The 25,641-nt window shown below is 62.4% G+C and carries 23 protein-coding genes; 12 read left to right on the top strand and 11 right to left on the bottom strand.

Annotated elements, in window-relative coordinates:
* Positions 1–202: 202 nt before the first annotated feature.
* The 3 genes from ACXJ1Z_RS00840 to ACXJ1Z_RS00830 are packed head-to-tail and all read left to right on the top strand — an operon-like array spanning position 203 to position 2,120.
* Positions 203–961, top strand: a complete 759-nt coding sequence (locus tag ACXJ1Z_RS00840; RefSeq protein WP_463778843.1) for an alpha/beta fold hydrolase — start codon at positions 203–205, stop codon at positions 959–961.
* A 46-nt stretch (positions 962–1,007) separates the two neighbouring features.
* Positions 1,008–1,328, top strand: a complete 321-nt coding sequence (locus tag ACXJ1Z_RS00835) for a nuclear transport factor 2 family protein (RefSeq protein WP_463778841.1) — start codon at positions 1,008–1,010, stop codon at positions 1,326–1,328.
* A 39-nt stretch (positions 1,329–1,367) separates the two neighbouring features.
* Positions 1,368–2,120: an SDR family NAD(P)-dependent oxidoreductase gene (locus ACXJ1Z_RS00830; protein WP_463778840.1), complete on the top strand. Its 753-nt coding sequence runs from the start codon at positions 1,368–1,370 to the stop codon at positions 2,118–2,120.
* Positions 2,121–2,795: 675 nt separating this feature from the next.
* Here the strand turns inward: ACXJ1Z_RS00830 and ACXJ1Z_RS00825 are convergent.
* Positions 2,796–3,374: a TetR/AcrR family transcriptional regulator gene (locus tag ACXJ1Z_RS00825; protein WP_463778839.1), complete on the bottom strand. Its 579-nt coding sequence runs from the start codon at positions 3,372–3,374 to the stop codon at positions 2,796–2,798.
* A 131-nt stretch (positions 3,375–3,505) separates the two neighbouring features.
* On the opposite strand from ACXJ1Z_RS00825, the gene ACXJ1Z_RS00820 reads away from it, so the two are divergent.
* Positions 3,506–4,924, top strand: coding sequence for an aldehyde dehydrogenase family protein (locus ACXJ1Z_RS00820; protein ID WP_463778837.1), 1,419 nt, complete (start codon positions 3,506–3,508; stop codon positions 4,922–4,924).
* A gap of 65 nt (positions 4,925–4,989) precedes the next feature.
* Positions 4,990–5,970 carry an NADP-dependent oxidoreductase gene (locus ACXJ1Z_RS00815; protein WP_463778836.1) on the top strand — a complete coding sequence of 327 codons (981 nt, stop codon included), beginning with the start codon at positions 4,990–4,992 and terminating at the stop codon, positions 5,968–5,970.
* A gap of 236 nt (positions 5,971–6,206) precedes the next feature.
* Here ACXJ1Z_RS00815 and ACXJ1Z_RS00810 read toward each other — a convergent pair whose 3' ends face one another.
* The 6 genes from ACXJ1Z_RS00810 to ACXJ1Z_RS00785 form a co-directional block, all read right to left on the bottom strand.
* Positions 6,207–6,590 (bottom strand): DoxX family protein, encoded by a 384-nt coding sequence (locus ACXJ1Z_RS00810; RefSeq protein WP_463778835.1) that lies wholly within the window; start codon positions 6,588–6,590, stop codon positions 6,207–6,209.
* A 100-nt stretch (positions 6,591–6,690) separates the two neighbouring features.
* Positions 6,691–8,136, bottom strand: a complete 1,446-nt coding sequence (locus tag ACXJ1Z_RS00805) for an efflux transporter outer membrane subunit (protein ID WP_463781134.1) — start codon at positions 8,134–8,136, stop codon at positions 6,691–6,693.
* A gap of 10 nt (positions 8,137–8,146) precedes the next feature.
* The gene (locus ACXJ1Z_RS00800) at positions 8,147–9,637 is read right to left on the bottom strand and encodes a DHA2 family efflux MFS transporter permease subunit (RefSeq protein WP_463781133.1); all 1,491 of its coding nucleotides are present in this window, start codon (positions 9,635–9,637) and stop codon (positions 8,147–8,149) included.
* Between the two features lie 83 nt (positions 9,638–9,720).
* Entirely contained in the window at positions 9,721–10,887 is a 1,167-nt protein-coding gene (locus ACXJ1Z_RS00795) for an HlyD family secretion protein (protein ID WP_463778833.1), read from the bottom strand.
* Positions 10,888–11,029: 142 nt separating this feature from the next.
* Complete coding sequence (locus ACXJ1Z_RS00790; RefSeq protein ID WP_463778831.1) at positions 11,030–11,764, bottom strand: SDR family NAD(P)-dependent oxidoreductase; 735 nt, start codon at positions 11,762–11,764, stop codon at positions 11,030–11,032.
* Complete coding sequence (locus tag ACXJ1Z_RS00785) at positions 11,761–12,393, bottom strand: NADPH-dependent FMN reductase (protein WP_463778830.1); 633 nt, start codon at positions 12,391–12,393, stop codon at positions 11,761–11,763. Before ACXJ1Z_RS00785 ends, ACXJ1Z_RS00790 begins: the two co-directional genes overlap by 4 nt.
* Between ACXJ1Z_RS00785 and ACXJ1Z_RS00780 the strand changes: the two genes are divergently transcribed.
* Positions 12,365–12,850, top strand: a complete 486-nt coding sequence (locus ACXJ1Z_RS00780; protein WP_463778828.1) for a winged helix-turn-helix transcriptional regulator — start codon at positions 12,365–12,367, stop codon at positions 12,848–12,850. The two genes, ACXJ1Z_RS00785 and ACXJ1Z_RS00780, sit on opposite strands and share 29 nt — an antisense overlap.
* A 117-nt stretch (positions 12,851–12,967) precedes the next feature.
* On the opposite strand, the gene ACXJ1Z_RS00775 is transcribed toward ACXJ1Z_RS00780, so the two are convergent.
* On the bottom strand, positions 12,968–13,258 hold the full coding sequence (locus ACXJ1Z_RS00775) for a winged helix-turn-helix transcriptional regulator (RefSeq protein WP_463778826.1): 291 nt from the start codon (positions 13,256–13,258) through the stop codon (positions 12,968–12,970).
* A gap of 220 nt (positions 13,259–13,478) precedes the next feature.
* Here ACXJ1Z_RS00775 and ACXJ1Z_RS00770 point away from each other — a divergent pair, with 220 nt between their 5' ends.
* Positions 13,479–14,108 carry a VOC family protein gene (locus ACXJ1Z_RS00770; RefSeq protein ID WP_463778825.1) on the top strand — a complete coding sequence of 210 codons (630 nt, stop codon included), beginning with the start codon at positions 13,479–13,481 and terminating at the stop codon, positions 14,106–14,108.
* 372 nt (positions 14,109–14,480) lie between these two features.
* On the opposite strand, the gene ACXJ1Z_RS00765 is transcribed toward ACXJ1Z_RS00770, so the two are convergent.
* The gene (locus ACXJ1Z_RS00765; protein WP_463778823.1) at positions 14,481–14,855 is read right to left on the bottom strand and encodes a winged helix-turn-helix transcriptional regulator; all 375 of its coding nucleotides are present in this window, start codon (positions 14,853–14,855) and stop codon (positions 14,481–14,483) included.
* A gap of 179 nt (positions 14,856–15,034) precedes the next feature.
* Between ACXJ1Z_RS00765 and ACXJ1Z_RS00760 the strand changes: the two genes are divergently transcribed.
* From ACXJ1Z_RS00760 to ACXJ1Z_RS00750, 3 genes are read left to right on the top strand one after another with little or no spacing between them, the layout of a single operon-like run.
* Complete coding sequence (locus tag ACXJ1Z_RS00760) at positions 15,035–15,442, top strand: DoxX family protein (protein WP_463778821.1); 408 nt, start codon at positions 15,035–15,037, stop codon at positions 15,440–15,442.
* Positions 15,439–16,077, top strand: coding sequence for an NAD(P)-dependent oxidoreductase (locus ACXJ1Z_RS00755; protein WP_463778820.1), 639 nt, complete (start codon positions 15,439–15,441; stop codon positions 16,075–16,077). Before ACXJ1Z_RS00760 ends, ACXJ1Z_RS00755 begins: the two co-directional genes overlap by 4 nt.
* 51 nt (positions 16,078–16,128) lie before the next feature.
* Positions 16,129–16,869 carry an SDR family NAD(P)-dependent oxidoreductase gene (locus tag ACXJ1Z_RS00750; RefSeq protein ID WP_463778819.1) on the top strand — a complete coding sequence of 247 codons (741 nt, stop codon included), beginning with the start codon at positions 16,129–16,131 and terminating at the stop codon, positions 16,867–16,869.
* A 352-nt stretch (positions 16,870–17,221) separates the two neighbouring features.
* On the opposite strand, the gene ACXJ1Z_RS00745 is transcribed toward ACXJ1Z_RS00750, so the two are convergent.
* Positions 17,222–19,321: a PKD domain-containing protein gene (locus tag ACXJ1Z_RS00745; protein WP_463778817.1), complete on the bottom strand. Its 2,100-nt coding sequence runs from the start codon at positions 19,319–19,321 to the stop codon at positions 17,222–17,224.
* Positions 19,322–19,395: 74 nt separating this feature from the next.
* The gene (locus tag ACXJ1Z_RS00740; protein ID WP_463778815.1) at positions 19,396–21,684 is read right to left on the bottom strand and encodes a TonB-dependent receptor; all 2,289 of its coding nucleotides are present in this window, start codon (positions 21,682–21,684) and stop codon (positions 19,396–19,398) included.
* Between the two features lie 442 nt (positions 21,685–22,126).
* On the opposite strand from ACXJ1Z_RS00740, the gene ACXJ1Z_RS00735 reads away from it, so the two are divergent.
* Together ACXJ1Z_RS00735 and bglX are read left to right on the top strand one after the other, a co-directional pair.
* The gene (locus tag ACXJ1Z_RS00735) at positions 22,127–23,413 is read left to right on the top strand and encodes an MFS transporter (protein ID WP_463778813.1); all 1,287 of its coding nucleotides are present in this window, start codon (positions 22,127–22,129) and stop codon (positions 23,411–23,413) included.
* Complete coding sequence (bglX, locus tag ACXJ1Z_RS00730) at positions 23,410–25,614, top strand: beta-glucosidase BglX (RefSeq protein WP_463778811.1); 2,205 nt, start codon at positions 23,410–23,412, stop codon at positions 25,612–25,614. The genes ACXJ1Z_RS00735 and bglX overlap by 4 nt, the downstream gene beginning before the upstream one ends.
* The last annotated feature ends 27 nt before the right edge of the window (positions 25,615–25,641 follow it).

Below are 25,641 nucleotides of genomic sequence, written 5' to 3'. Positions count from 1 at the left end.
CGTTACGCAAGTTTGCGTCGCTACCCTTGAGTGGACGATATGCAGGCTCGTCCATAGGGCTATTCTGAACGAATTCGGCCACATTTTCCCTTCTGGTGCCAAACAAGCTTGCGGTTCACTGGTCCGCCCGCTTTAAAGGTAAGGTACAGATAGACCAACCTAATCGGGTTATTGGAGCCAATGTGCTCACCGGGGAGTGTAGATGAAATCAACAACGAATTATGTCTTCGTTCACGGGGGCGGCCAGGGCGGCTGGGTGTGGGACGAAACGGTCGCTGCTCTCCGTCTGCAGTCCTCTACTGATGTCGGCTCGATTATGACATTGGACGCTCCTGGCTGTGGTACGAAACGAGGTCGGACAACGGAGGGCCTCGACATGGAACAGATCGCCCGCGAGTTTGTCTCCGAAATCGAGAGAGCAGGGCTTAGCCACGTGGTCCTGGTAGGCCACTCGCAGGCTGGCCAGACCCTGCCTATGATGGCGAGACTTCGACCAGATCTTTTCAGTCACCTTGTTTATGTGACTTGCTCTGCACCGCTCCCGGGACAGAGTGTGCAGCAGATGATCGGCAGCGGCCTACATGCTACAAACGCTGACGAGGTTGGCTGGCCTGCTGATCCCGCTACGACTTCCATGAACGACCGGTACTATCTGATGTTCTGCAACGATATGAGTGAAGAGCAGACTGCGGTTTTTTTGCCTAAGTTAGGCAAGGATATGTGGCCGGCCGCCACCTACAGCGAGACCAGTTGGCGATATGACGACTGCAATGATGTGCCTTCAACATACATCCTGTGCCTCCGTGACCAGTCTTTGCCTCCCCAATGGCAAGAGCGTTTTGCAGAGCGCCTTGGTGCCCGGCAGATCGTCCGGATCGATGCAGGCCACCAGGTGATGAACTCACGTCCTCATGCGCTGGCGGAAATTCTTCATCGAACGGTACCCACCCGCGCTAATTGACGTCGACATCTTTCTTTAGGGGTCTGCGATGCTTCCCAGGCAAATCTTGGACAAATACTTTTCCAGTGTCCGTGCGCGCGATATCGAAGCATTCATGGTTCTTTTTGCAGAGGACGCCACATTCATTACCCCCGATGGCTCTAGTCGCACGGGGGCCGATGCTATCCGGGAAATGGAGACCGCTGTCTTCAATGCGGCAAATCCGCCAATGCCATCGCCCCGAGCCATTGTCGCAGACGAAGCATCTGCTGCGGTGGAGGTCGAGGTGCGCTTGCCTAATGGGGCGGTCCACCACATGGGCAGCTTCTTCCAGTTCGATCAGTCGGGTTTGATCCAACGCCTGAGCATCTACCGGCAAGCGAACTGACCGCATGCTCAATTTGAGGATTCTAGGATGATGAGTTCAATGCTTGATCGTGTGGGCACCGTCGCTGTTATAACCGGAGGGGGGCGCGGCTTCGGCAAGGCTTTCGGCGTTGCACTCGCGGCAGCGGGCGCTCATGTGGTTCTTGTAGACATCGACGGCGGTGTAGCCGAGGAGGCCGCTGCTGAAATTCGTGCGAGCGGCAGGACTGCGACTGGCTTTTCGGGCGATGTCACTGACGAAGCCCGGATGGGAGAGATAATGGCGCAGGCGGCTGCGATCGACGGCGGCATCGACATATTGATCAACAATGCCGGATTGCACAGCCGTGAATATGGTCAACCCATTGCAACCCTGGGTCTTACCAAGGTCAAACGTCTGTTCGAGGTTAACGTTATCGGTGTGGTCGCCTGCACATTGGCAGCGATCCCTCATATGAAAGGCCGGCCTGGGGCATCGATCGTGAATATCTCGTCCTCCGCCGCCCATATGGGGGGGTCTGCCTACGGTGACAGCAAGCTCGCAGTCGCGGCGTTGACTGTTACCTTCGGGCTCGAACTGGGCGCGGAAGGTATCCGCGTCAATGCAATCTCTCCTGGCTTGATTCTCACCGACACGATCAAAGCGCAATTGCCGGCAGATACCAAAGCGCGGGTCAAAGCTAAGCAATTCATCCAGGATGACGGCACAGAGAAGCATATCGTCGATGCCATGCTGTTCCTCACCTCGACGCAAGCTGAGTTTATTACGGGAGAAACTATGCGTGTGACGGGCGGGATGGCAGCCGGAGTTTAGAGCTAACTGATAAGGAAGTGATAGACAGTTTTGCTTTTTGGGCTGCGTCGCATGTGCCCCGAGCTGCGCAGATCGAAGAACAAGTGTTTTGCGTTTTCAGGGGTAAACAGATACGTAGCCACGGAGTGACTACTGAGACCTGACTGACGCTAACCACTACTCTTGTCCAAGTTAATCGAAATCTTAGATGCAGGCGCCACTTGATCGAGGTAATGACCGGGTCTGAGCCGAACCGCCGTTCCCCGCTCGCGGTATTGATGACGGATTGTCGGTGGAAGCGGCTATCCGGAAAGAACGTTACTGGCGGACTAGCCGCACCAGTGCACGGGGGTAGTGCCGCCGTCGATCAGGAATTCGCTGCTCGTAACGGAAGCGCTATCGGCTTTCATCAGAAGCGCGATGGGGGTTGGCAATTTCGTCGGGAGCCGTAGCGACGCCGCCGATCGAACCCTCGATAACCTTGCGATAGCTTTCATCGTGCGAGCCGTTTGCCCGCCGATCGACAGCCAAGCTCCATGTAAAGCAAGCGTCACGAAATGGCTTCACCGCTTGACCGATACTCCATGCTAAAGGATTGTCGGGAGATGACGATGGTCATCGGTCCCTCGATCAAACACGGAAGACTGAATCAATCGAAATGCTTGGTCGTCATCGAGCCGGTCGAAGGACAAACGGCTATCCCTCGCGGGCGAGGCCCGCGATGATGATGTCCACGAGACGCGCGGCGCCGATTTCCCAGTCGGGCGCATAACCCAGGTTGGCGCCGCCACCGACCGCCACAAGCAGGTCGAGGGGTTCTACAGGGCGGCGAATATCACCGTTCTCCCGGGCGTTCTGCAAAAGCCTGCCGCACGCCTCGATCAGCCTTTCGGCCGACACCGCGCAGATCCGGTCAGCGCCGTTGCCGAGCAGGATCAGGACGTCTGCCATGATGCGCTTGGTCGACAGATACTCGATGAACAGCAGCAGCCACTGTCTCAGCGCTTCAGCGGGCGGCTCGACCTGGGCGATCCGCGCCGCCGCCTCGGCAAGCTGATCGCCTTCGTTCTCATATAGTTGCCCGATCAGCGCCTCACGGGTCGCGAAGTGACGATATAGCGTGCCGATCCCTACTCCCGCCGCTCGAGCGATATCGTCCAGGCTGGCGGACGTGCCTTTCTCGGCGAAGGCTTCCTTGGCGACGGTCATCAGTCGCAGGCGGTTACGCTCCGCATCGGCGCGCGGTTTACGCTTGATCGCATCTTGGGCCGGCACGTGAAATTTCCCACCTTGCTAAACGGAGATACCCTCCGTATATGAAAACGGAGGCTATCTCCTGTTAATAGCGGCCCCCTGGCTCAGCGCAAGGCCCGCAATGAAAACCTGCCGATCAGTAAGGAAAAGCCATGAATGATCTTGCCATGACGAGGGAGCGCACGACGCAGGGCGTTTCTGCTTTGACCTATCGCACCTTCAATCCTGCGACCGGCGAGTTGCTGAAGGAATTTCCCACGCTGTCCGATCTGGAGGCGGAGGCACTCCTCGCGCGCGGTCATGAAGCCTACCTCGAATGGCGCGCGACATCGGTTCCAGAGCGCATCGCCTTGCTTCTGCGCCTCGCCGATATCCTTGACGCCAACAATGATCGGCTCGCGCATCAGGTGACGCTCGAAATGGGCAAGCCCCTGCCCCAGGCGAAGTTCGAGGTCGGCATCCCGTCCGACATGCTGCGCTACTATGCCAAGCATGGAGAAGAGCTGCTGGCCGATCGTGACATTCCGGTGGCCGGCTTTTCCCGCGTCTATACGCGTCGCGAATCCATCGGCGTCGTGCTCGGTGTCTCGCCGTGGAACGGCCCGATGTATCAGGCGGTGCGCGTCGTCGCACCGAACCTGCTTCTGGGTAACACGGTGGTGCTCAAGCCCGCCGAGATCACCATCGGATCGACCCTCATCCTGGAAGAGCTGATCGGCGAGGCCGGCTTTCCGGCCGGCGTATTCCAGGTCGGCGCGCTCTCCCACGATCAGGTGTCGGGCTACATCGCCGATGCGCGCGTTCGCGCGATCACGCTGACCGGGTCCGAGCGCGCAGGATCGGCGGTGGGCGAACAGGCTGGTCGACACATCAAGCCGGTCGTGCTGGAACTGGGCGGCTCCGACCCGTTCATCGTGCTCGACTCCGCCGATGTCGATGCCGCGGCGGGGACGGCGATCCTGTGCCGCCTCGCGCTGGGTGGTCAGGTATGCGTTTCCCCCAAGCGAGTGATCGTGACCGAGAAGGTCGCCGACGCATTCATCGCGCAATATGCGCATGCCTTCGCGAACCAGGTCATCGGCGATCCCTTCGATCCTTCGACGACACTGGGGCCCGTTTCCAGTCCGGCCGCCGCAGAGATACTGCAGCAACAGTATCGCGATGCGGTCGACAAGGGCGCGACTGTCCTCGTCGAAGGCGGCCGGGTGGAAGGTCCAGGGGCATTCTTCAAACCTGTCGTCCTGACCGGCATCACCCGCGAAATGCGGCTTTATCATGAAGAAGCGTTCGGCCCGATCGGCATCATCCACACCGTCGCCGATGCCGACGCCGCTATCGCACTGGCCAATGACAGCAAATATGGGCTGGGTGGTACGGTCTATGGTCAGGATCTTGCAGAAGCGAAGCGGGTCGCCGAGGCGCTCGACACCGGGATGGTAGGCATCAACCAGTATCTGGGCGCACCTGTAGAGGTTCCGTTCGGCGGCACCAAGGCGTCCGGGGTGGGCCGGGAACTCGGCAGCACCGGCATGGACGCGTTTGCCAACATCAAGACGTATTCGCTGGCCTGAGGGCAGCATGACCCCGCCGGATCTGGCCGGCCGGGTTTCAATCGGATTTACCAAAGGCCGCCGGATTGATCGAGAGCGTTCATCGCCTGCGGATCACCGACGGGCGCATCAATGAGAGTCGAGAGAAAATGAAAGCCATCAGGTTCCATGACTATGGCAGCGCAGATCAGTTGCGTGTCGAGGATATCGATCCCCCGGTTCCCGGCGTCGGAGAGGTGCTGGTTGATGTCGCCGCGGCGGCGGTCAACCCGGTCGATCACAAACTGCGCAGCGGCTGGGCGCGGGGGTTCGTCCCTCTTACCCTGCCTTATATCCCCGGCGGCGACTTTTCCGGCACCATCGTCGCGGTGGGGGAAGGCGTGAGCGATGCACGCATTGGTGAGCGCGTGATGGGCATGGTCAGCATCCTGCACGGCGGCGCCTATGCCGAGCGGATCAGCGTGCCGGCGGAGGAAGCCGTTCCGGTTCCTGCCGGGCTGGATCTGGTGGAAGCCGCGACCCTGCCGATGGGCGCCATGACCGGCTACGACCTCATTCAGACGAGCCTCGACGTGCAGGCTGGCGAGTGTGTGGTCGTGACAGGTGCTGCGGGAAGCGTCGGGCGGGCGGCTGTCCATGCCGCCGCCGCGCGCGGCGCGACGGTGGTGGCCCTGGTGCGGGCGCCGGTCGATATGCCGATTTCCGGCGCATCCGCAACGATAGTGCTGCCGGACGACGACGCCATTGCAAAGTTCGGTCCCTACGACGCGGTGGCCGATGCCGTCGCAGGCGATCTGGCCCAGGCGCTGATCGCTCATATTCGCCCGGGCGGCCGCTTCGCCACAGTCGTCAATCAGTTGCCCGAAGTGCCGGAAGGGAGCGACATCTCGCTCGACCATGTCATCGTGGCGAACAGCGCATCTAACCTCCTGCATTACACCGAGGCGCTGGCCTCGGGCCGAGTGACGCTGCCTGCATCGGTGCGATTGCCGCTCGACCAAGCCGCAGAAGCGCACCGGCGCCTGGAAGCAGGTGGCGTGGGCGGAAAGCTGCTTCTCATTCCCTGAGACGACCATTTCGCCATAGCATTGGCGGGCGGTATCGCATCTCCGCACGATTTCATGAGCAAGTTGGTTCTCATCATCGCATTCGACCCGATCCAGCCAACCGCAGCGCTACTATGGAACTGGCCCAGTCCTCCATCCCAATCGACGCAGCGACCACAGTTGCCGTATCTGATGTCGAACCGATAAAACCTGTGCTGTGTTTCCCGTTAACAGGTCGTCAGGACTGGCCCAATCGGTCAGCCTGACGACCTCAGATAAGGCGAAGGCTTCTTGCGCGCGTCATTCTGCGTGAAGAAGGAAACGAACAGCGCGACCAGCCCTACCAGCGCCGGACCAAAGCCATGGTCGCCGACGTTGATGTGGGCGGACGCTGCCAGAAGCAGATGGAAAAACATGCCGGCATAGGCGAGGTCGGAGAGCTTGACGCTGAAGCGCGTCAGGATCGTCAAGGCCCCGGCCAGCTTCGCGGTGCCGAGGAGCGGCACGAGATACGCCGGATAGCCGAACGTCACGATGGTTTTCTGCACGCCCGCAATATCCGACAGATACCAGGCACCGCCCGCCAGATAGAGGGCTGCAAGCAAGCCGGTCGCTACCCAGTAAACCACCCTGATCTTCATCTCATTTTCCTATCACTCGCGTGTTCGCGGTACGTGGCGTGCGATGGCATCGCCGTATGACTTCACCCGTCGTTCGACGATTGAATGGCACTGCGGTCGGTCACGTCACCGTCCAGCCCAGACCGAGCGCCTTCTGTAAGGCGACATAGTCGTTGGTCAGGTTGGCCGTGGCGGCGGCGAGGTTCTGCTGTGCCGAGAGGCGCTGGCGATCCGTGTCGAGCATGTCGATCAGCGTGGCGGTTCCGGCACGGTAGCGCTGTTGGGTCAGCGTCCAGGCACGATCGGCCGAGGCCTTGCCTTCCGCCTGCGTCGCGACCGTCCGGCGGCGGGTGCCGAAGCGCGAGAGGGCATCCTCGGCATCTCTGAGCGCACCTAGCACCGCCAGGCGATACCGGGCCTCCGCTTCATCGCGGGAGCCGCGCGCCTGCTCGACCTTTGCGGCATTGCGCCCGAAGTCGAGGAACTGCCACTGGAGCCGGGGCATGGCGAGCCCCGCAAGATTGTCGAAATCGGTCAACGCGTCGATCGATGTGCCACCAAGGCCAAGAATGCCCATGAAGCTAAGCTTTGGGAATCGCGCTGCCTCGGCCACCCCAATCTTGGCGGTCTCCGCCGCCAGGCGGCGCTCCGCCACGCGAATGTCTGGTCGGCGCTGCAGCAGGGCAGCGGGATCGCCGATGTCGACGACGGCCGGAACGAGTGGCACCGCCCCGGGAGTGCGAAGGACGGCATCGAGCGCACCGGGCTGCTCACCCGCGAGAACCGCAAGTGCGTTCATCAGCGCTTCAATTTCCGCCTCGATCGGCACCGTTTGCGCCTGGGTGGATATCAGCTGCGAGCGCAGGCGCTCCACGTCCACTGCCGACGATGCGCCTCGGGCCTGGCGCTGGCGGGTCAATTCCAGGATTTGGCTCTGCGCCTCCGCCGATTGGCGGGAAAGCGCCAGTTGGGCCTGGCGGTCGCGAAGATTGACATAAGTCTGCGCAACCTCGGCCGTAAGTTGAACCCGAGCATCCGCCATGTTGGCCTCTGCCGCCGACAGGGTGGCGCGCGATGCCTCGATCGTGCGCCGCGTCCCACCGAACAGGTCGACCTCCCAACTCGCATCGAAGCCAAGGCTGTAGAAATCGAGTGGATCGCTGCCACTTCCGTTCGATTCCTGCGCAACGCCATCGGACTGTGTGCCGTCGCCAACATCTATGCCCGGCAGGCGTGCGTGTACGTACATGGCCTGCGCGCCCGCGGTAGGCAGGCGGTTCGCCCGGTCGACGCGCAACGTGCCCCGGGCCTGCCGGACCCGGGCCTGGGCAATGGCGATGTCGGGATTTGCCGCCAAGGCCCGCTGCTCCAGCATGTCGAGCGTCGGGTCGTTCAGCACGGTCCACCAGGATCCGGGCGCGGGTGCCTGCGCGCGCGCAACATCACCACCACGAACGAAAGGCGTGAGCGCCGGGGCCGATGTCACGCCTGGCGGGCCCAAATAGTCGGGGCCGACAGTGCAGGCTGCGAGCAACGGCATGAGGACGAGAGGAGCGAAGCGATGCATGTTCATGCCTTCAATGCGTGGCGACGGGCGCGCCCTTCGGCAGCGGCCTGAGGAAAAGGACGAGTGGGGTGACGGCGATGATCCCGACGCTGGGCAGCCAGAAGATGTCGTTGTAGGTCATCACCAGCGCCTCGCGCTGGATCAGGCCGCCCAGGCTTTGGAATGCCGCTTCGGGACTGCCGAGCGCACCAATCTGGCCGGCCATATAGCTCTGCACCCCCACCGCATTGGCGGGCAGCGATTCCTCGATCCGGCGCGCATGCATGTACACCCGCTGGTCCTGAATGGTCGCGAGCATCGCCAGCCCGACCGAGCCGCCAAGGTTGCGGGCGGCATTGAACAGACCCGCCGCGTCGCCGGCGTATTTCGCGGGTACGGCGCGAATGGCGGACTGGTTGAGGAACATCATGGTGAATGTCGTGCCCACGCCGCGCAAAAGCTGTCCCATGGTGAAGGCGGTGCCATCCGAGGCGGCTGTCAGATCGGAATCGATCCAGCAGCTGAGTGCCATGACGGAGAACCCGAACCCGACGACGAGGCGCACGTCCCCGCGGCTCATCAGGACGGGAACGATTGGCATCAACACCAGCGTCGGAACGCCGGTCAACAGCAGGACTACGCCGGCCTGGAGCGCATTGTAGTTGGCGATCGCCGAGACGAATTGCGGGATAACGTAAGGCGTTCCGTAGAGAACGATGCCCAGCACCACCGACAGGACCGCGACGCTGCCGAACTCGCGCCCCAGTAACAGCTTCAGGCGGATCACCGGCCTGCTGGCGAACAACTGCCCTGCCGCGAGCAGGAGGAAGCCGACGAACGACACCACCGCAAGCCTCACGATGAACGCGGACTCGAACCACTGCTCGCGCTGACCGTCCTCCAGCACCACGGTCAGCCCGCCAAGGCCAAGCGCCATGCCCGCGATGCCGAGCCAGTCCGCCTGGCTCAGCTCGGACCAGTCGGGCTTTTGTGGATGGGCGGCGACCAAGAGGAGCGAGACCTGCACAACCGCGATCGGCACGTTGATGAAAAAGGCATAATGCCAGCTGATGTTTTCGGTCAGCCAACCGCCGACCAGCGGACCCAGCACCGGACCCAGGATCGCGGTCAGCCCGAACAGGGCCGTGCCGATCGATTGCTGCTCGGGCGGCAGGCGCTTGGCCACGATCGTCATGGCGGTGGGGATCAGCACGCCGCCGCCGATGCCTTGCCCGGCGCGCCCGAGGATCATGGTTGTGAGGTCGGTGGCGGTGCCACAGATCACCGAAAAGATCGTGAACATGATCGTCGCGATCAGCAGCAGCGTGCGCAGTCCGAGCATGCGCTCCAGCCAGGCGGTCAATGGGATGACGATGATTTCCGCGACCAGATAGGCGGTAGCGATCCAGGTGCCTTCGCTGCCGGTTGCGCCGATTTCGCCCTGGATCGTCGGCAAGGCCGAATTGACCACAGAGATATCGAGCAGCGCCATGAGCGCGCCGATGCTGCCTGCGACCACCATCAGCCAGTCTGCCAGACTGGCACGGTCGGAGCGCACGCCTGCGCCGGCCGACGCAGTGCCAGCGGCAGGCGGAGACGTGTCGGTCACCGCCCCTGCCTCTGGTTCTGTTCGCGCTCGATTGCCTCGCGCTCACCCTTCGCCGAGCGTGTATCGACGCTCACCTCGACGGACAGGCCGGGCAGCAGCAGCGCGCGCGTGCGCGGACCCGCGTCGATCGCTATGCGGACCGGCACGCGCTGCACGATTTTGGTAAAGTTGCCGGTCGCGTTCTGCGGCGGCAGCAGCGAGAACTGCGCTCCGGTACCCGGCGAAAAGCTTTCCACCCGCCCGTGCACGTCGACGTCTTCCAGCGCATCGACGTGCACGGTGACGGGCTGATTGACACGCATCAGCGCCAGTTGTGTCTCCTTGAAGTTCGCGGTGACGTAGATGCGCTGCACGGGGACCACCGACATCAGGCGAATGCCGGGCTGGACGAATTGTCCGGTCTGCACCGTCTTGTTGCCGATACGCCCGTCGGCGCTGGCGCGGATGATCGTGGATCCCAGATTGACGGATGCCGAACTGAGCTGGGCTTCGGCGGCGCGCCGCCGTGCGCCGGCCTCGCCGATCTGCGCTTGTAGCGTCGCGATACGGCGTTGGGCGCCGGTCTGCTGTGCTTGCATCAACTCGACTTGCGACGCTGCCTGGCTCACCTGATCGCGCAATTGCGACAGACGCTCACCGCTTTCGGCACCCGTCGCGGCAAGCGGTGCGAAACGGGCCACTTCGCCGCGGGCGAACGCCAGACGGCTGCGGGCTGCGGCGAGTTGCGCTGCGGACTGCGCGATGGTCGCCTGCTGTTCGCGAATCTGTGCACGCACGCCTTGCGCGCCGGCATCGGCGACGCCGATCTGCGCTTGCGCCTCGCGAACCTGCGCGTTGTACTCACGCGGGTCGATGCGAATGAGCGGGTCGCCTTTCTTCACCTGTTGATTATCGGTGACAAAGACCTGCTCGACGTATCCACCGAGCTTCGAGGCAACGACCACCGCATCGGCCTGTACGAACGCATCGTTGGTGGACTGCTGGTACTTGCCGAACGTCTGATTGCAGTAGAACCAGATGCCGCCGCCGATAAGCGCCGCCAGGACGACAACGACGAGGAACAGGCGAACGCGCGGGTTTTTCAGCGGCGATGGTGCCGCTACCTCACCGCCGTCTTCCACCCGCGTCTCCGCGTCTTGCCCAGCGGCATTCTCTTGCGACATAAGATCATCTGTCCTTGTGGGTGGGCGCGTGCGCGCCGGTATCCGTCGAGCACGCGCGTCCGGCTCGTCAGCGAGCCCGATATCGAGCTACGCTGAGCGCATACCTTGCCTCGATACGGGCGCTGGCCCGTGTGGCCGTGCCTCAGATTTGCGCGAGGCCGCCGTCTACGAAGACCTCGCTTCCGGTCATGAAAGCGCTGTCGGGCGAGGCCAGGAATGCCGCAACCGCAGCGGCGTCCTCCGGATCCCCGGCACGGCCTAGCGGTACCTGTGCGGCAAGGGCGCTCAGATGGTCGTCGCTGAGTGAATTGAGCACCGCCTCGGTTCGCATCGGGCCGGGTGACATCACGTTGACGCGGATGCCGGTGCCGCGCAGATCCTGCGCCCAGTTGCGCGCCAGACTGCGAACCGCGGCCTTGCTGGCGCCGTAGACACTCAGGCCACCGTTGCCAGTCGAAGCCGCGCTGGAGCCGGTGAGAATGATGGAGCCGCCCGCCGACATCAACCGCAAGCCCTTCTGGACCGTAAACAGCGTACCTCTGACATTGACGGCGAAGATTCGATCAAGATGCTCGGGCGTGATATCGGGGAGCGGGACAAACTCGTTGACCCCGGCGTTCGCCAGCACGATGTCGAGTGATCCGCGTTCTGCCTTCACCGCGTCGAACAGACGGTCAAGGTCGGCAAGGTCGGCCACCGAACCTTGCACGGCGCGGGCATTCGGTCCCAGTTGCGCCGCTGCGGCATCGAGCGTCGCCTGTCGCTGGCCGAAGATGAACACGAACGCGCCTTCGTCGATAAAGCGTTTGGCCGTTGCGAAGCCTAGCCCGCTTCCACCGCCGGTGATAACCGCGGTCTTGCCTTCGAGCCTGTTCAATTGCCGTCTCCTGCAAGAGCCGGAACCGGAACTGGCGAGATCTCGGCCGCCTTGGCCGCCATCGTCGCCTTGGCCCACCAGACGAGCGCATCCAGGGCCGTCTGCGCCGAGGGCAGGAGACCGGCCTCGATCTCTTCGATCGGCTTGTTGCCATAGGCCGGGTGAACCGCCATGAAGTCGCTGCCGCCGATGTGAACCGCCGCATGGGTGGAAACCATCTGCAATTCCGCGCCGATGCCGCGCAGATGTTCGATGGCGCGCGCCGCTCCGGTCCCGCCATAGCCGATCGCAGTGAAAGGCTTGCGGATCCATTCCTTGTAGGCTTGGTCGAGCGCGTTCTTCAGGACCCCGGTGATCGAATGGTTGTATTCCGCCACGACGAAGATGTAGCCGTCGAAGTGGCCGATGGTCTCCTGCCAGCGAACCGCCTCTGGGCTCTGGCTGGGCATCCACAGGTTGGAGGCGTACTCGTCGAAGAAGGGCATGGGATGATCGCGCAAGTCGACGATCTCGGCATCAAGGTCGCCACGCGCACGTGCCTGTTTGAGTATCCATTCAGCCGGGACGTCGGCATATCTGCTTGGCCGGGTGGAGCCGATAATGACCGCGATTCTCGGCTTATCAATCATGGTAACCTCATGTATGCAGGTCTCTAAGAGAAACCTAATTACGCAACGCCGTCAGAGCGAACAAGGAGGCACTTTTTTGAAACCAGATGACCAGGAGGATACCACCCCCTGCGAGCATATCAGTCGGATGCTGGCGCGGATCAGTGGGAAATGGACGATGCTGGTGGTTGGCACGCTGAGCCATGAACCGCTGCGTTTCAACGCGCTACGCCGCATGGTTGGAGAGATCAGTCAGAAGGTTCTGGCATCGACGCTGCGCGATCTCGAAGAAAACGGCTTCGTCTCGCGCACCGTCACCCCGACGACCCCGCCACAGGTAGAGTATGCATTGACCGAACTAGGCCGGGACTTCGTGAAGCCAGTGCAGATGCTGGCCGATTGGGCCGTCGAGAACTCTGCGCGCATAGACGCCGCACGATCTGCCTACCCTTCACGCCAATCTCGTACGAACGTATAGCGCGCGCTTGTGTGCGAAACCCGATCGTATTCGAATGGATCCGGACGCGGGTTGCGAGCGTTTCCGGTCGGCCCGGAACTGGCTGCCATCCCACCAGACGCTAGCCCAATTCGTTCATCATTCGTTTGATGTGCGATCTCCTGCCCAAGCCAATATCGCTTCGAAGACGGGTCTCAGCAGTAGTGCCTCGTCGGTGATTTCATACTCTACCCGTGGCGGAACTTCCGGATAGGCTGTTCGCCGAACCAGCCCATCGGCTTCCAACTCGCGAAGCTGCGCCGTCAGCATATGTTGGGTCACATCCGGAATAGCTCGCCGAAGCTCATTGAAGCGGTACACGCGGTGGATCAGCAGCCAGAGGATCTCCAGCTTCCATTTTCCGCTGAAAAGAGTGACCGCCCGACGCACGTGCGTACGTATGGCTGCGACTTCGTCTGGCTCAGCTTCGATGACGTCACCAGTATGAATTTTGATCCTAGGTATCGTATTTCATCCCTCTTGAGCCAGTGGCTGCACATGCATTAAATCATGTCTAGCAAGCTTTCGCTTTGCCATTGCTGCCACTGGCGATGTTGCACCCTAGCTATTTGCAAGATCGCTGGTGTCCAATTGAAGGACGCCGCCGCTCATGTCCCTAAATACCGATACGATAATTCATCCACGACTTCATCACCTTGGCCTGACAACCGCCAATGCGGGCCCAATGGTCGAGTGGTACCGGCAAGTGCTGGGGATGACCGTCGTTCACGCGACGCCCTCGGCCACTGCCGGACACCCGGGCCTGCCGCCTGTAAAGACCATCTGGATGAGCAACGATGAGGCCAATCATCGCTTGGCCTTCGTGGAGTTGTCTGACCTCGAACCAGATTCGAACCGCTCCCGCCACAGCCGCGTCCAGCATTTCGCATTCGAATATGCGAAGCTTGATGACCTGCTCGGCACCTATCGCCGCCTGAAGGACGTCGGGATATTTCCGGTCCTGTGCACAGATGCGGGTCTACAGACTGCTTTCTATTACACTGATCCGGACGGAAATACCGTCGAGATCAACGTCGACAACTTTGGAAATCCATTAACGTCTCAGGAATATATTCGGACATCTCCCGAATTCGCTCGAAATCCTCTCGGTGTCTTCGTAGATCCCGACAAGATGATCGACGCCCATGATCAAGGTGCCTCACAGTGGGACCTTCACGTGCGCGCCCGAGCAGGAGAGTTTGCGCCGGCGACGCCCTATGACCCGCGCGTGATGATGTGACCCGGCGCGTGGCATCCAACTTATTTAAGAGGCAGTTCAACCAACGGGCCGGCGTGCTAGCGAGGCCACTGATCAGATAACCGATCCGAGGGCAGGTGCCCTTGCGCTAAACGGCCGGTATATTACGTGCAATCGCGTTGACTTGGGCGTGAAGCGCTCCGTCGCGGCGGCGGGTGGGACGAAGTTAGGCGTGTGATGCGTGCCACACAACACCTGCTTTACGGATACCGTTCCACGTGCGCCACAAACGAGTCGGCGGAAGCATCTCCAAACTAACGAAAGTTCGATTGACCAAGGTGGCACCTCCGCGCTGCGCAAAACTCGGTGACGGAAGGTGCGGGCCTTTCGACACCAGGCTCGCGGATTGCAAGCTTACTTCCCGCCGCTATGAGTCGCATTGGCTGTCGTCGCCTTGCGGCCCCGGGCAGCCGGCTTCGCCGGCATACTCGATCCATATTGCTGCCACCATGCCGCGAGGGCCTCCATCGTCGGCTGGAGGCCGCGCGCCTTGGCTGTCATCTCGTAATCGACACGCGGCGGAACCTCCGCAAAGACGGTGCGAGAGACAAGGCCGTCTGCCTCAAGCTCCCGCAGTTGCGCTGTCAGCATGTGCTGCGTGATACCCGGGATCGCCTTGCGCAACTCGCCGAAGCGGTAAATCCGTTGGTTGAGCAGCCACATGATCTCCAGCTTCCATTTGCCAGACAGCAGCGTGAACGCGCGGCGCATCTCATCCTGCATGGTCATATCCGGGCAGTGAATAGTCTGGTCTTCCATACTTACCACCACCAATTCATCCTACTTGCGTTTATCGCTTATAGGCGACACCTTCAATACACTCTCTGCGCAGTGTCGGAAATATTCCGGCGAGCAAACCTAAGAATCGATCAAGGGCTGCGTCGCGATAATGGCGGGTAGGAAAATCTATGACTGAAACCTATTCGTATTGGATCGCAACGGCTTTATTGTCACTGCTCTATCTGACTTCCGCTCTGCTATACCTGACGAAGGGGCCGCAGGTTCGGAAGGCCGTTAACAAGTTGGGTTATCCCGCCTACCTCGTCCCGGTCCTGATCATCGTCAAGCTGTTTGCCGTGACGGCCATCCTTTCACGCGTGAGCGTCAGACTGAGCGACCTCGCCTATGCCGGGATGCTTTATCACCTGCTCCTTGCTGTCCTCGCGCACCTCGGCGCGCGCAATGTCAAAGCGGCGCTGCCGGCAGCTCTCGGTCTCGCATTGCTCGCCGCATCCTTCCTCACGCAGAACGCCGCGCGGGAAACACCTTCACCCTATGCGTCGGTCGGCATCGAGACAAAGGGGGCTGCACGATGAAGGTTCTGATCTTCGGGGCGACCGGAGTTTCCGGTAAACTGGTGACAGACAAGGCCCTCGCAGTTGGCCACGATGTCACGGTCTATGTCCGCAATCCGGGCAAGGTTTCCGCGGCCGGACCCCGGCTGACGATCATCGAAGGCGAGCTGACCGATACCGCCGCTATCGCGACGGCTGTCACCGGTCAGGATGCCGTCGTCAGCCTGCTCGGCCCGGCCGGCAAGTCGACCGGCATGCCCTACAGCAGTGCGATGCGTGAGATCATCCGCGCGATGCAGCGCGCTGGGGTCCGCCGTCTGATCGCCACCGCGACCCCGTCGGCCGCCGATCCGAAAGATCGGTTCAGCCTGTCGTTCCGGTTGGCGATCGGGATGATCAAGCGCTTCGCTGGCACGGCCTATGAAGATCTCGCGGAGGTGGGCCGGGTCATACGGCAGTCCGAGCTGGAATGGACAATCGTCCGGCTGCCATGGCTGACCTCCAAGCCGAGCGATCGGCCTGTAGCCGCCGGATACGTGGGCGACCCCGGCATCAAGCTTTTCTTCCTCTCGCGAGAGCGTCTGGCCGACTTCCTCATCGGCCAGCTCACCGATCGGCGCTGGGTTCGGCAAGCGCCGGTCATCAGCAACGACTGAAGCATAGGACGATGGCCGGTTCCTCAAGCACAACATTCACAGGAGATGGAAATGGATCGACTTAACGGACAGGTGGCTATCGTCACCGGAGCAGCTCGCGGCATCGGGCGTGCGACCGCCAAACTGTTCGCAGCGGAGGGGGCGAAGGTCGCTGTCCTCTCGCGCACGGCCGAAAGCGTGGACAAGGTTGTCGCGGACATCGCCGCGGCGGGTGGTACCGCGATTGGCGTAGTGTGCGATATCGCCGACGCCGGGCAGATCAAAGCGGCAGTGGAGCGGGTCGTCACGGCCTTCGGACAGATCGATATTCTCGTGAACAACGCTTTCGATGGATCGAGCGCTTTGTCGACGATCGCCGAGCTGTCCGTCGAGCAGCTGCAGCGCAACTTCGACACCGGCCCCATCGCCTATCTGCGGATGATGCAGGCGTGCTACCCGCATCTAAAGGCGAGCGAACAGGGGCGCGTCATCAACTTCGGCTCGATGGCTGGCGTCGTCGGCATGCCCGATTATGGCCCTTATGCGATGGCAAAGGAAGCGGTGCGCGCCTTGACGCGGGTCGCCGCCCGCGAGTGGGCCGTCGAGCGGATCACGGTGAACAACGTGCTTCCCGTCGCCAATACCTATGGCACCGATGACATTCCCCCGCCGAACAACGCGCTTGCCCGCCATGGATCGCCTGAGGACGATATCGCTCCCGTCGTCCTGTTCCTCGCCAGCAAGGACTCGCAATTCATCACCGGGTCGAGCCTTACCCCAGACGGGGGTGCGATCATCGACGCCGCGCGCTGATTTCGTCGAAAGTATAAAGGGCCTTATATGACCTACCTTCCCATTACTTCGGTCTTCGCGGCGGCATTCAGCAAAGCCTTACAGACTCCATGTGCCATGCTGTAGCGGTCATTTGCTTGAGTTCAGTCCCCAATGACGTGTTATCTTCATCTGTGTCGGTCGCCGTCAACTCGGCGAGTGTGAAGTGGCGAGAGGTAGGTCGTCGCTTGTTTGTCATCGGCAGTCCATCTGCGCGGATCACGTAGTCCATTTTTGCCTGAGACAAGAGCGGAACGACAGGAACCCTACCAAGCGCGAAATAGCTCAACGACCGCCGGCACACGAGCGCGAACCACGCTTATTACATTCGCTGCTAGCGCACCAGTACCCGAACTCGTCCGATATTCTCAAGAGCGGTCGGATCAGTGCGCATGCCGATCCTTTGCGATTTGGCCCGCAAAGTTATGAAGTAAGTTCCCCGAGCGGCGAACGAGTGGGTGGCGGTCGTCTCGGCACCGTGGGGGGTCTTCACAAATTGTGAGCTGGTGAGCATGGCAGATGGCTCGCCGAAATTCCAATCAGTTGCAATGACTTCACCCGTCTTATTCGGAACCTCAACAACACCTTTGAAGGTGATTGGCGTGTTGCGCTCGACTTGCACGCTGGCGCCGCCGTTAACCGTCAGGTGGACGACCGGCTGGATACCGCCCCGTGCATCGGCGGCGTCTGGCACGATGACCTGGGAGTCGACGATCTTGTACGTGCTCGACCGCGGCGGAGCGACGCCCCGCTCGACCCAGGCGGAAAGGTCACGCAGCGCCTGGTAAAGGATCGGCACGTAGGTGACCAAACGCGGGACATTGGGGCCTGTTGGCGCGCGGTCGATGTGATTGGCGTTGTCGTTATACCAGAGGCGGAAGTTCTGTGCGTAGCCCTGTTCGCCCAGAGCCGTGCGGACGCGCTTGGCATAGCGATCGGCGTTCGACGGGTAGGCGTTGATGTCCAGCAAGTTGCCGACCACGATCGCCTTGCCGGTAAGCTTGCCCGTCTGCATGCCGCCGCCACCGGTCCGCAGCATCGACCAGCGCGAAGCCGAAAAGGCGCGCTGCGGGTACAGGGGTTTGCCCCCAGCGTCGCGATACTGCGCATAGCCGTAGAACTCCGGCGAGGTGGGGATCGCGTGGCGATGATAGAACACCATCGCCAGCAGCATGCGGTTGTTGATGCGCAGCTTGCTGCCGACCGCGAGCGAGCGGAGCAGGGCAGGATCGGTGTCCGCTGCCAGTTGCAATTCGGTGGCCGATCCTTCGCGCTTGCCGGTCAGCAGGCCAGGCACGCGGGTCTTGCCATCCGCCGTGTAGAGCCAGTTCTCGAGCCCGAGCGGACCGATGCTACCCAGCGTCGGCACGCTGTCCAAGGTCACGCTGGTCGGGACGCCGGTTGCAGTGCGCGTGATCTTGGTCACGGTCGTAAGGTGATCGACCTTCGCCGCAGTGAGGTAGGGTGGCGGATTGCTGCCCTCGTAACCGGGCTTTGTCCAGAAATCATCGACGTAGGTGGGATCGTTGGTGCGTACACTGTCGCATAGCAGATAGGGCATGAGCAGCGCCGGCGGCGTGTCTGACGGCGCGCCGGGTTGCGAGAGAACGTCGTTGACGCGATAGGACAGGAACTCGAAGCCGCGCAGCGGAAAGCCCATGCGTACCGCTTCGTCGAAGATCGCCGCTTGCTCCGGATTCAGCAGCGCGCGTGGGTCGCCCGATCCTCCCGGGCTGACGGCGTCGGCGAGTTCGGGCAGCTTGTCCTTCAAGGCTAGCTCGATCAGCGCCGCATGTGCCTGGTAGTTGAGGAACGAGCCCTCGTCGGCGATGACGTAGGGCACGGCGCCGTTCCACACGCCGGTGGTGTTCTCGATCGCGCCCAGGGTCTGGAACGATCCGCCGCTGCCGCCCCAGATGTAGCCGAAGATCGGCTTTTTCGATCCGTAAAAGCTGGCGGCATACGCTCTGGCGAGTTTGGCGGCCGCGGCGTCCACGCGATATCCGGCCGTGCCGAGCATCGTGCCGTTGGTATTCACCAGGTAACCGCCGCTTGCGACAGCGAACGCGATGTCGGTAGGAGCGGCATCCAGCGCCTGGAGCGGATAGACGTGCTGGAAGAAGCGCCCCTGCCACTCCTGCTTGGCGGGCAGGTAGATGTTGATCTGGTATGGCGTGCCGGTGAACTGCGCCAGCACCTTGGTGTACGGTTGCGTTGCGGAGAGTGGCGCGACGCTGACGATCTTGAAATTGGCGGCGTTGTAGAGGGGATCGGTGCAGTCGGCGGTGACTTGCATCGGTCCTTCCGAGGCCGGAGACACGCAATCGGCGGCTTGCGCGGGTGCGGTTGCAAGGCTTGCCGCTGTTATCGCGGCAAGCGCGCACACGGTGGCGAAGCTGGCTGACGTGCGTCGTCCAATCGGGAGAGATGCCATGTACGAGCTGCCTTTCATCATCGTGCCAATCGTTGCGGTGCGTTGCGCCTGAGCCGCGACGCACCGCAAGCCACTCAGTAGTCGATCGTCAAGCGAAGACCGCCGTAGCGGCGCGAGTCCCTGGCATATGACGCGTAGACCGCGTTCGCCGAGAACGAGCCACCGACCGGATTGACGATCGTGTCGCGGCTGAGGGTGGCATAGTAGTCCTTGTCGAACACGTTGTTGACGAAGGCCTGCAGCTTGTAGCGCGCATCGTGGTCCTGCACGCCGATAACCAGGTTCACGGTGCCGAACGCCTTGATGTCGCTGGCCGGATCGTCGAGTACGAACGAGTGTGTCTTGGTCTGATAGCGGCCTTGGGCGGCGAAGGTCAGGTCGACCGGCGTGGATGGAAGGCGCAGGGTGTAGTTCACCGAACCTACCGCCTTGAAGCGGGCCGCGCCCGGCATCGACGTGCCCGACAGGTTGTCCTGCAGGCCGGTGTACAAAGGCGTGCCGGCGACGCAGCTCGCCTGATCGGTCTGCCCGGTGTAGCAGATCGCGTTGGGGTAATCGCGGATCTTGGCGTCGAGCAACGTCGCCGCCGCGCTCAGCCGCAAGTCGGGCGTAACTGCGAAGCTGGAGGTGATCTCCGCGCCGCGGGTTCGCACCTTGCCGATCGAGAGCAGCCGGATCGAAGGCAGACCGCCGCCTTCGGGCAGCAACGCCGACTGGATCTGGTAGTTCTTGTAGTCGGCGTTGAACAGCGTCAGGTTCACGGTCAGTCGCTTGTCCAGCCACTGGGTCTTGAGCCCGAGTTCGAAGTTCTGCACCTTCTCGCTTGCCAGTGGCTGCAGGCCGGCCGGCGTGCTGGCGGAAGCCTGATCCTCAAGATCGTAGGCTTTGCCGGTCTGCGCGTTCGCATAGGTGAAGTAGGCGCTGACGTTGTCACCGATTTCCTGGCGAATGCTCGCTTCGCCAGCAATGAAGTCGTACTTGTTCGATCCTGCCGAACGGGGCACCGTCATGCTGTTGAAGTCCCAGCCATAGCGCTGGTAATCGCGCTGATAGCGCAAGCCTCCGGTCAAGAATGTGCCGGTGACGACCTCGTACGTGCCACGGCCGTAAACCGCCAAGCTGCGCGTGACCGCGCTGCGATCCCAATCCACCGGGAACAGGACCGGGCGCACATAGGGCTGCTTGATGTCGGTGTCGGTGTAGATGGCACCCAGCGTGTACTGGAAGCGGCTGCCGGCACTGGGCGAGGTGAGGCGGAATTCCTGCGTCTTGTAATCGACCTTGTAGGCCTGGCTGATCGAGATCGGCGCCAGGAAGGGCGATGTCGCCGCAGAGAAGGATACGAGCGGCTGCGTGCTGGGATTGTCGGTGTGCTGGATGCTGGTGATAGAGCTGATCACACCGAAGTCGGCATCATACTCGAGCCGCAGCGAACCGCCGTAATCCTCGCTCTTGTTCTTGCCTTCGCTTCCCGAGAAGATGTCGTGATTGTACGAAGAAGCGGTGTAGCCCAGCTGCGTCAGCGGGCGCGGGTCGAAGGCCGATGCGACGTTGTTGTTCAGGACCACATAGGGGAAGCCCGCGACGCTGCCGATGGTAGGCGTCTCGTTGTGGACGTAGAAGCCGGTGAGGGTCGCGGTGAAGCGGTCGGTCGGCTCGAAACGCAATTTGCCGCGCACGCCCTTGCGGTCGTAGCCGCCGACTCGATTGCCGGTGGCGCGGTTCTTGAGCGGACCGTCCCAATCGTTCCAGAAGCCCGACAGGCTGAAGCCGACCTTGTCGCTGATCGGGCCGGTGATGTAGCCGGCGAAGCGCTTCTGATGATCGTCGGTCACCTCGGCGGTGAAGTTGCCCTTCAGCGTCGACGAGGGATTGCGCGTGACGACGTTGATGAGGCCACCGGCGGCGTTGCGCCCGGACAGGGTCGACTGCGGACCGGGCAGGATCTCGACGCGCTCGACATCGCTCAGCTCGTCGGCGAGGCTGGAGAACGTGGGCTGCGGTACATCGTCGAGCACGACGCCGGTCTGGGCCTGCACGCCGATCGAAAAAGCAAACGAGGAAATGCCGCGGATCGCCGGCGGTGCTTGGCTGGCTCCGGTGCCCTGAATTGATGGCGAGAGGCGCGCCAGGTCGCGGATGTTGTTGATGCCCGCGTCCGTTAGAGCGCGCTGGTTCAGGACCTCGACCGGCTTGGGGATATCCTGGACGTTCTCCGCCCGCTTCTGCGCGGTGACGACGATCTCGCCGGCTTCCTGCGCGACGGCGGGAGCGGCTCCTGTCATAGCGGCGACCAAGGCCGCGATCGACACGGTGGTTGTCGAAGACAGGTGAAGATGGTTGTTAATCTTGTTGCCGAACATGCTAGTTCCTCCCAACGTTTATTGCTTGTTATCCGGTCGCCTTGCCAAGTGGGGCCAGGCGGCACGATCCAGACCGAACGGAGCCAGGCAGCGGATGGCCTTGGGCGTGATGTTCGGGAGAACTTGGCGGGTTTCAGCCGCCGCGAGAACGGGAAATCGCGACGAGGCCACGCGCGGTGAGGGTCAACCGCCACGCCAAGCGTGCACGCGGCTTTGCGTTATCAATGTCGTGGGGCACCTGCCGCGATCCTCTCACCATGCGCATCCCGGGACGCGTCATTGTTCAACGATTGAAGCAGCAAATGACAATGTTGTCAATCACGATAAACCTGCATTTCCGTTTGACTGCAATGATGATGGCGCGAGCGTTGACAACGTTGCCATGTTCTGAAAAGTCTCGGAGTTAAGGCGTAAGTAGCGCTGCATGGTACTGGAGAGACTGATGGCTGTGTTGCAATCGGCTGCACCCGTGCTCGACGCGGTCGAGCCTGCGAATGCAGGGGCAGAACGCCTCGGGCGAGGGTACATCGCCCTCTACGTGACGGCGCAGATCGCCGCCTACCTCAGCTTCATTCCGCTGCTCTCGATCCTGCTGCCGCTTGCTGCCGCGCGCATCGGTGGGGCGGACAAGGCCGATGTCCTGGCGATGACTGTGTTCTGGGGCTCCATCACGGCACTGTTCGCCAATCCCATTGCCGGCGCGCTGAGCGATCGCACGCGTTCGCGGTTTGGGCGTCGCCGTCCATGGGTCGCGGTGGGCGTGGTCGGCACCGTCATTTCCTATGGCGTGATCGCCGCTGCCGATACGCCCAGTGCGCTGGTGGCCGGGTTCGTGCTGTTCCAGATCATGTTCAACGTCTTCTTCGCGCCGCTCAACGCGCTTATTCCCGATCGCGTGCCCGATGCGCAAAAGGGCTTGATGTCGGGCCTGGTCGGCCTTGGCACGCCGATCGGGTCGGTGATCGGCGTGCTGCTGATCGGGCAGGTGGTTCAGGATCCGGTCGCCCGCTTCGCGGTCATCGGCGTCATCATCCTGGCCGGCGCGCTTCCGTTCATCCTGCTGGTACCCGAAAGGGCGCACGTCGACCCGGCACCTCATGCCGACCTAGGCGAGACGTTGCGAGCGTTCTGGGTCAATCCTCGCAAGCATCCAGACTTCGCCTGGGCTTGGTTGTCACGGTTTTTGATCATGATCCCGTATAGCCTCGTGAGCGGCTACATGCTGTATTACCTCCAGGAGGCGGTCGGCTACGAGACGCTGTTTCCGGGGCACAAGGCCGAGGAAGGCCTGGCGACGCTGACCGTCATCTCCACCGCGTTCAGCGTGTTGTCCACTCTGGGTGGCGGATACCTCTCGGATCGGATCGGACGGCGCAAGATCTTCGTCATGGCGGCCGGGCTGGTCATGGCGATGGCAATCGCGATCTTTGCCGCCTTTCCGACCTGGCCGGGAATGCTCGTCGGCTATGCCGTGTTCGGCCTAGGTATGGGATGCTTTTTCGCCGTCGACATTGCGTTGATCGCGCAAGTGCTGCCTTCGCGCCGTGATGCGGGCAAGCACCTGGGCGTGTTCAACCTGACCAACATGTTCGGGCAGGCGGTCGCGCCGCTGCTCGCGGTGCAAGTGCTCAAGAGCACCGGCGGGAACTACGTGGTGCTGTTCGGCGCCGCGGCCGTGATCGCCGTCATGGGAGCGCTCGGCATCCAGCCGATGCGCAAGGTGCGATGAGCGTGGTGCACGATCTCTTGCGGCAGGCCGGTGACGATGCCGACGCCTTCATCGGTGCGTTGCTGGCGCAGATGTCACTGGAAGAGCGCCTCGGCCAGTTGTGCCTCTACACCGCCGATCCGGACCCGGAGACGGATGCTTTCAACCCCACCTTCGACAGCGCTGCCGAAGGCGATCGTCCCGCGCAGATCCGGCGCGGCGAAGTGGGAGGCATGTTCAACACCACCAGCGCCCAGCAGGCGCACGCACTGCAGCGGATCGCGGTCGAGCACACGCGGCTTGGCATCCCGCTGATCTTCGCGGCCGACGTGATCCACGGCTATCGCACGATCTTCCCGGTCCCTCTGGCGGAGATGGCAAGCTGGGACCCCTCGCTGGCGCAGCGCACCGCCCGGGCTGCTGCCACCGAGGCGAGTGCGGCCGGACTGGACTGGACGTTCGCCCCCGGCATGGATGTAGCCCGCGATGCCCGCTGGGGTCGGACCGTGGAGTCGAGCGGCGAGGACGCACTGCTGGCCAGCCGCTTTGCCGCCGCGCGAGTCCGGGGCTTTCAAGGCGACGACTTGCGAGACCCAACCGCGATCATGGCGACAGCCAAACATTTCGCCGCCTATGGCGCGGCCGAAGCGGGGCTGGACTACACCGCGGCGGACGTATCATGGCGAACCTTGCGCGAGCATTACCTGCCGCCCTTCCAGGCAGCGGTCGAGGCCGGCGTCGGCGCGATCATGACAGCGTTCAACGATGTCGACGGGGTGCCGTGCACGGCCAACCAGATGCTGTTGCGCACCATCCTGCGCGATGAATGGGGCTTCGAAGGGGTTGTGGTCTCGGATTACACCTCCGACTTCGAGATGATCGCCCATGGGTACGCAGCCGATCTCCGTGACGCCTCCTCGCTCTCGTTGAACGCCGGTCTGGACAGCATCTTGCAGAGCGGGTCGTTCGTCCACTACGGCGTCGAACTCGTCCGTTCGGGAGAGGTCGACGGTGCGATCATCGAGCGGGCGGCCGAGCGCATGCTGCGCGCCAAGTGGGCCCTAGGCTTGTTCCACGATCCATACACACGCCTGGCTAAGGCGCCTGCGGTGAGCATTAAGCCGCAAGCGCGGATCCTTGCGCGAGAGGCAGCCGCGCGCAGCGTGGTACTGCTCAAGAACGCGCGGGACACGCTTCCGCTTGCGCCGACGACGCGCATCGCCCTGATCGGACCGCTGGGCGATGATCCGGCGCATCTCAACGGATGCTGGAGCATCTTCGGCTCCACCGCTGAGTCCGTTACGGTTCGCCGGGGGTTGGAGCAGCAATTCGGCGCAGCCAACGTGCGATATGCTCGTGGCTGCGACCTCGACGCCACCGTCGCGGGAGGGTGCGCGGAGGCGATGGCCGTGGCCATTCAAGCCGACGTCGTGATCCTGGCGCTGGGCGAAAGCGAGCGGTGGTCGGGCGAAGCGCGCTCGCGATCGAATATCGGCGTGCCCGCCGCCCAGATGGAGCTAGCTCGCGCGATCCGCGCCTGCGGCAAGCCGGTCATCACGTTGCTGACCACTGGCCGGCCATTACCACTCGAGGAAGTATCGGAGCTGAGCGACGCCTTGCTGGTGACCTGGTTCCTGGGCACCGAGGCCGGCAACGCCGTCGCCGATGTCCTGTCCGGCCAGCAAGCCCCCCGTGCTCGCCTGCCGATGAGCTTTCCTCGCCGGGCAGGTCAGGTGCCGCTGTTCTACAACCACAAGGCGAGCGGCCGCCCTTGGCGCGACGACGGCAACCCGTTCTCGGCCGCATACATCGATGGTCCTCCCACTCCGCTCTACCCGTTCGGTCATGGGCTGACGTACACGCGGTTCCGCTTCGATCCGGCGCGCACTTCGGCCGCGACGATGTCGCAGGACGACGCGATCCTCGTCAGTGCGGATGTCACCAACGTGGGCCAACGCCCGGGCGAGACGCTGGCGCAGCTTTACATCCGCGATGTGACGGCCAGCGTTGTTCGGCCGGTGCGTGAGCTGAAGGACTTCCGATGGATCGCGCTGGAGCCGGGTGAGACGAAGACGGTCGAGTTCACGCTGACCGCGGCGCAGCTCGCCTTCTGGAAGCATGACATGCAGTTCGGAGTCGAACCGGGTCTGTTCGAGGTTTGGGTGGCGGACGACGCGCAGAACGGGCAGAGTGCCAAGCTCACCTTCGTAACCCGGACGTAGTATCGTCCGTGGGCACGATCAAACAAG

The organism is Novosphingobium sp. TK46 (assembly GCF_055361525.1).
Note: the sequence above shows the minus strand (reverse complement) of the source record. Positions and strands in the feature narration are given on the sequence as shown.

Bases quoted from the DNA above. Each gene is read 5' to 3' on its own strand.
- ACXJ1Z_RS00840 (WP_463778843.1), top strand. From the start codon at position 203: ATGAAATCAACAACGAATTATGTCTTCGTTCACGGGGGCGGCCAGGGC.
- ACXJ1Z_RS00830 (WP_463778840.1), top strand. From the start codon at position 1,368: ATGCTTGATCGTGTGGGCACCGTCGCTGTTATAACCGGAGGGGGGCGC.
- ACXJ1Z_RS00820 (WP_463778837.1), top strand. From the start codon at position 3,506: ATGAATGATCTTGCCATGACGAGGGAGCGCACGACGCAGGGCGTTTCT.
- ACXJ1Z_RS00810 (WP_463778835.1), bottom strand. From the start codon at position 6,590: ATGAAGATCAGGGTGGTTTACTGGGTAGCGACCGGCTTGCTTGCAGCC.
- ACXJ1Z_RS00805 (WP_463781134.1), bottom strand. From the start codon at position 8,136: ATGCATCGCTTCGCTCCTCTCGTCCTCATGCCGTTGCTCGCAGCCTGC.
- ACXJ1Z_RS00800 (WP_463781133.1), bottom strand. From the start codon at position 9,637: ATGGTGGTCGCAGGCAGCATCGGCGCGCTCATGGCGCTGCTCGATATC.
- ACXJ1Z_RS00795 (WP_463778833.1), bottom strand. From the start codon at position 10,887: ATGTCGCAAGAGAATGCCGCTGGGCAAGACGCGGAGACGCGGGTGGAA.
- ACXJ1Z_RS00780 (WP_463778828.1), top strand. From the start codon at position 12,365: ATGACCGCGATTCTCGGCTTATCAATCATGGTAACCTCATGTATGCAG.
- ACXJ1Z_RS00785 (WP_463778830.1), bottom strand. From the start codon at position 12,393: ATGATTGATAAGCCGAGAATCGCGGTCATTATCGGCTCCACCCGGCCA.
- ACXJ1Z_RS00770 (WP_463778825.1), top strand. From the start codon at position 13,479: ATGTCCCTAAATACCGATACGATAATTCATCCACGACTTCATCACCTT.
- ACXJ1Z_RS00765 (WP_463778823.1), bottom strand. From the start codon at position 14,855: ATGACCATGCAGGATGAGATGCGCCGCGCGTTCACGCTGCTGTCTGGC.
- ACXJ1Z_RS00760 (WP_463778821.1), top strand. From the start codon at position 15,035: ATGACTGAAACCTATTCGTATTGGATCGCAACGGCTTTATTGTCACTG.
- ACXJ1Z_RS00755 (WP_463778820.1), top strand. From the start codon at position 15,439: ATGAAGGTTCTGATCTTCGGGGCGACCGGAGTTTCCGGTAAACTGGTG.
- ACXJ1Z_RS00750 (WP_463778819.1), top strand. From the start codon at position 16,129: ATGGATCGACTTAACGGACAGGTGGCTATCGTCACCGGAGCAGCTCGC.
- ACXJ1Z_RS00745 (WP_463778817.1), bottom strand. From the start codon at position 19,321: ATGGCATCTCTCCCGATTGGACGACGCACGTCAGCCAGCTTCGCCACC.
- ACXJ1Z_RS00740 (WP_463778815.1), bottom strand. From the start codon at position 21,684: ATGTTCGGCAACAAGATTAACAACCATCTTCACCTGTCTTCGACAACC.
- ACXJ1Z_RS00735 (WP_463778813.1), top strand. From the start codon at position 22,127: ATGGCTGTGTTGCAATCGGCTGCACCCGTGCTCGACGCGGTCGAGCCT.
- bglX (WP_463778811.1), top strand. From the start codon at position 23,410: ATGAGCGTGGTGCACGATCTCTTGCGGCAGGCCGGTGACGATGCCGAC.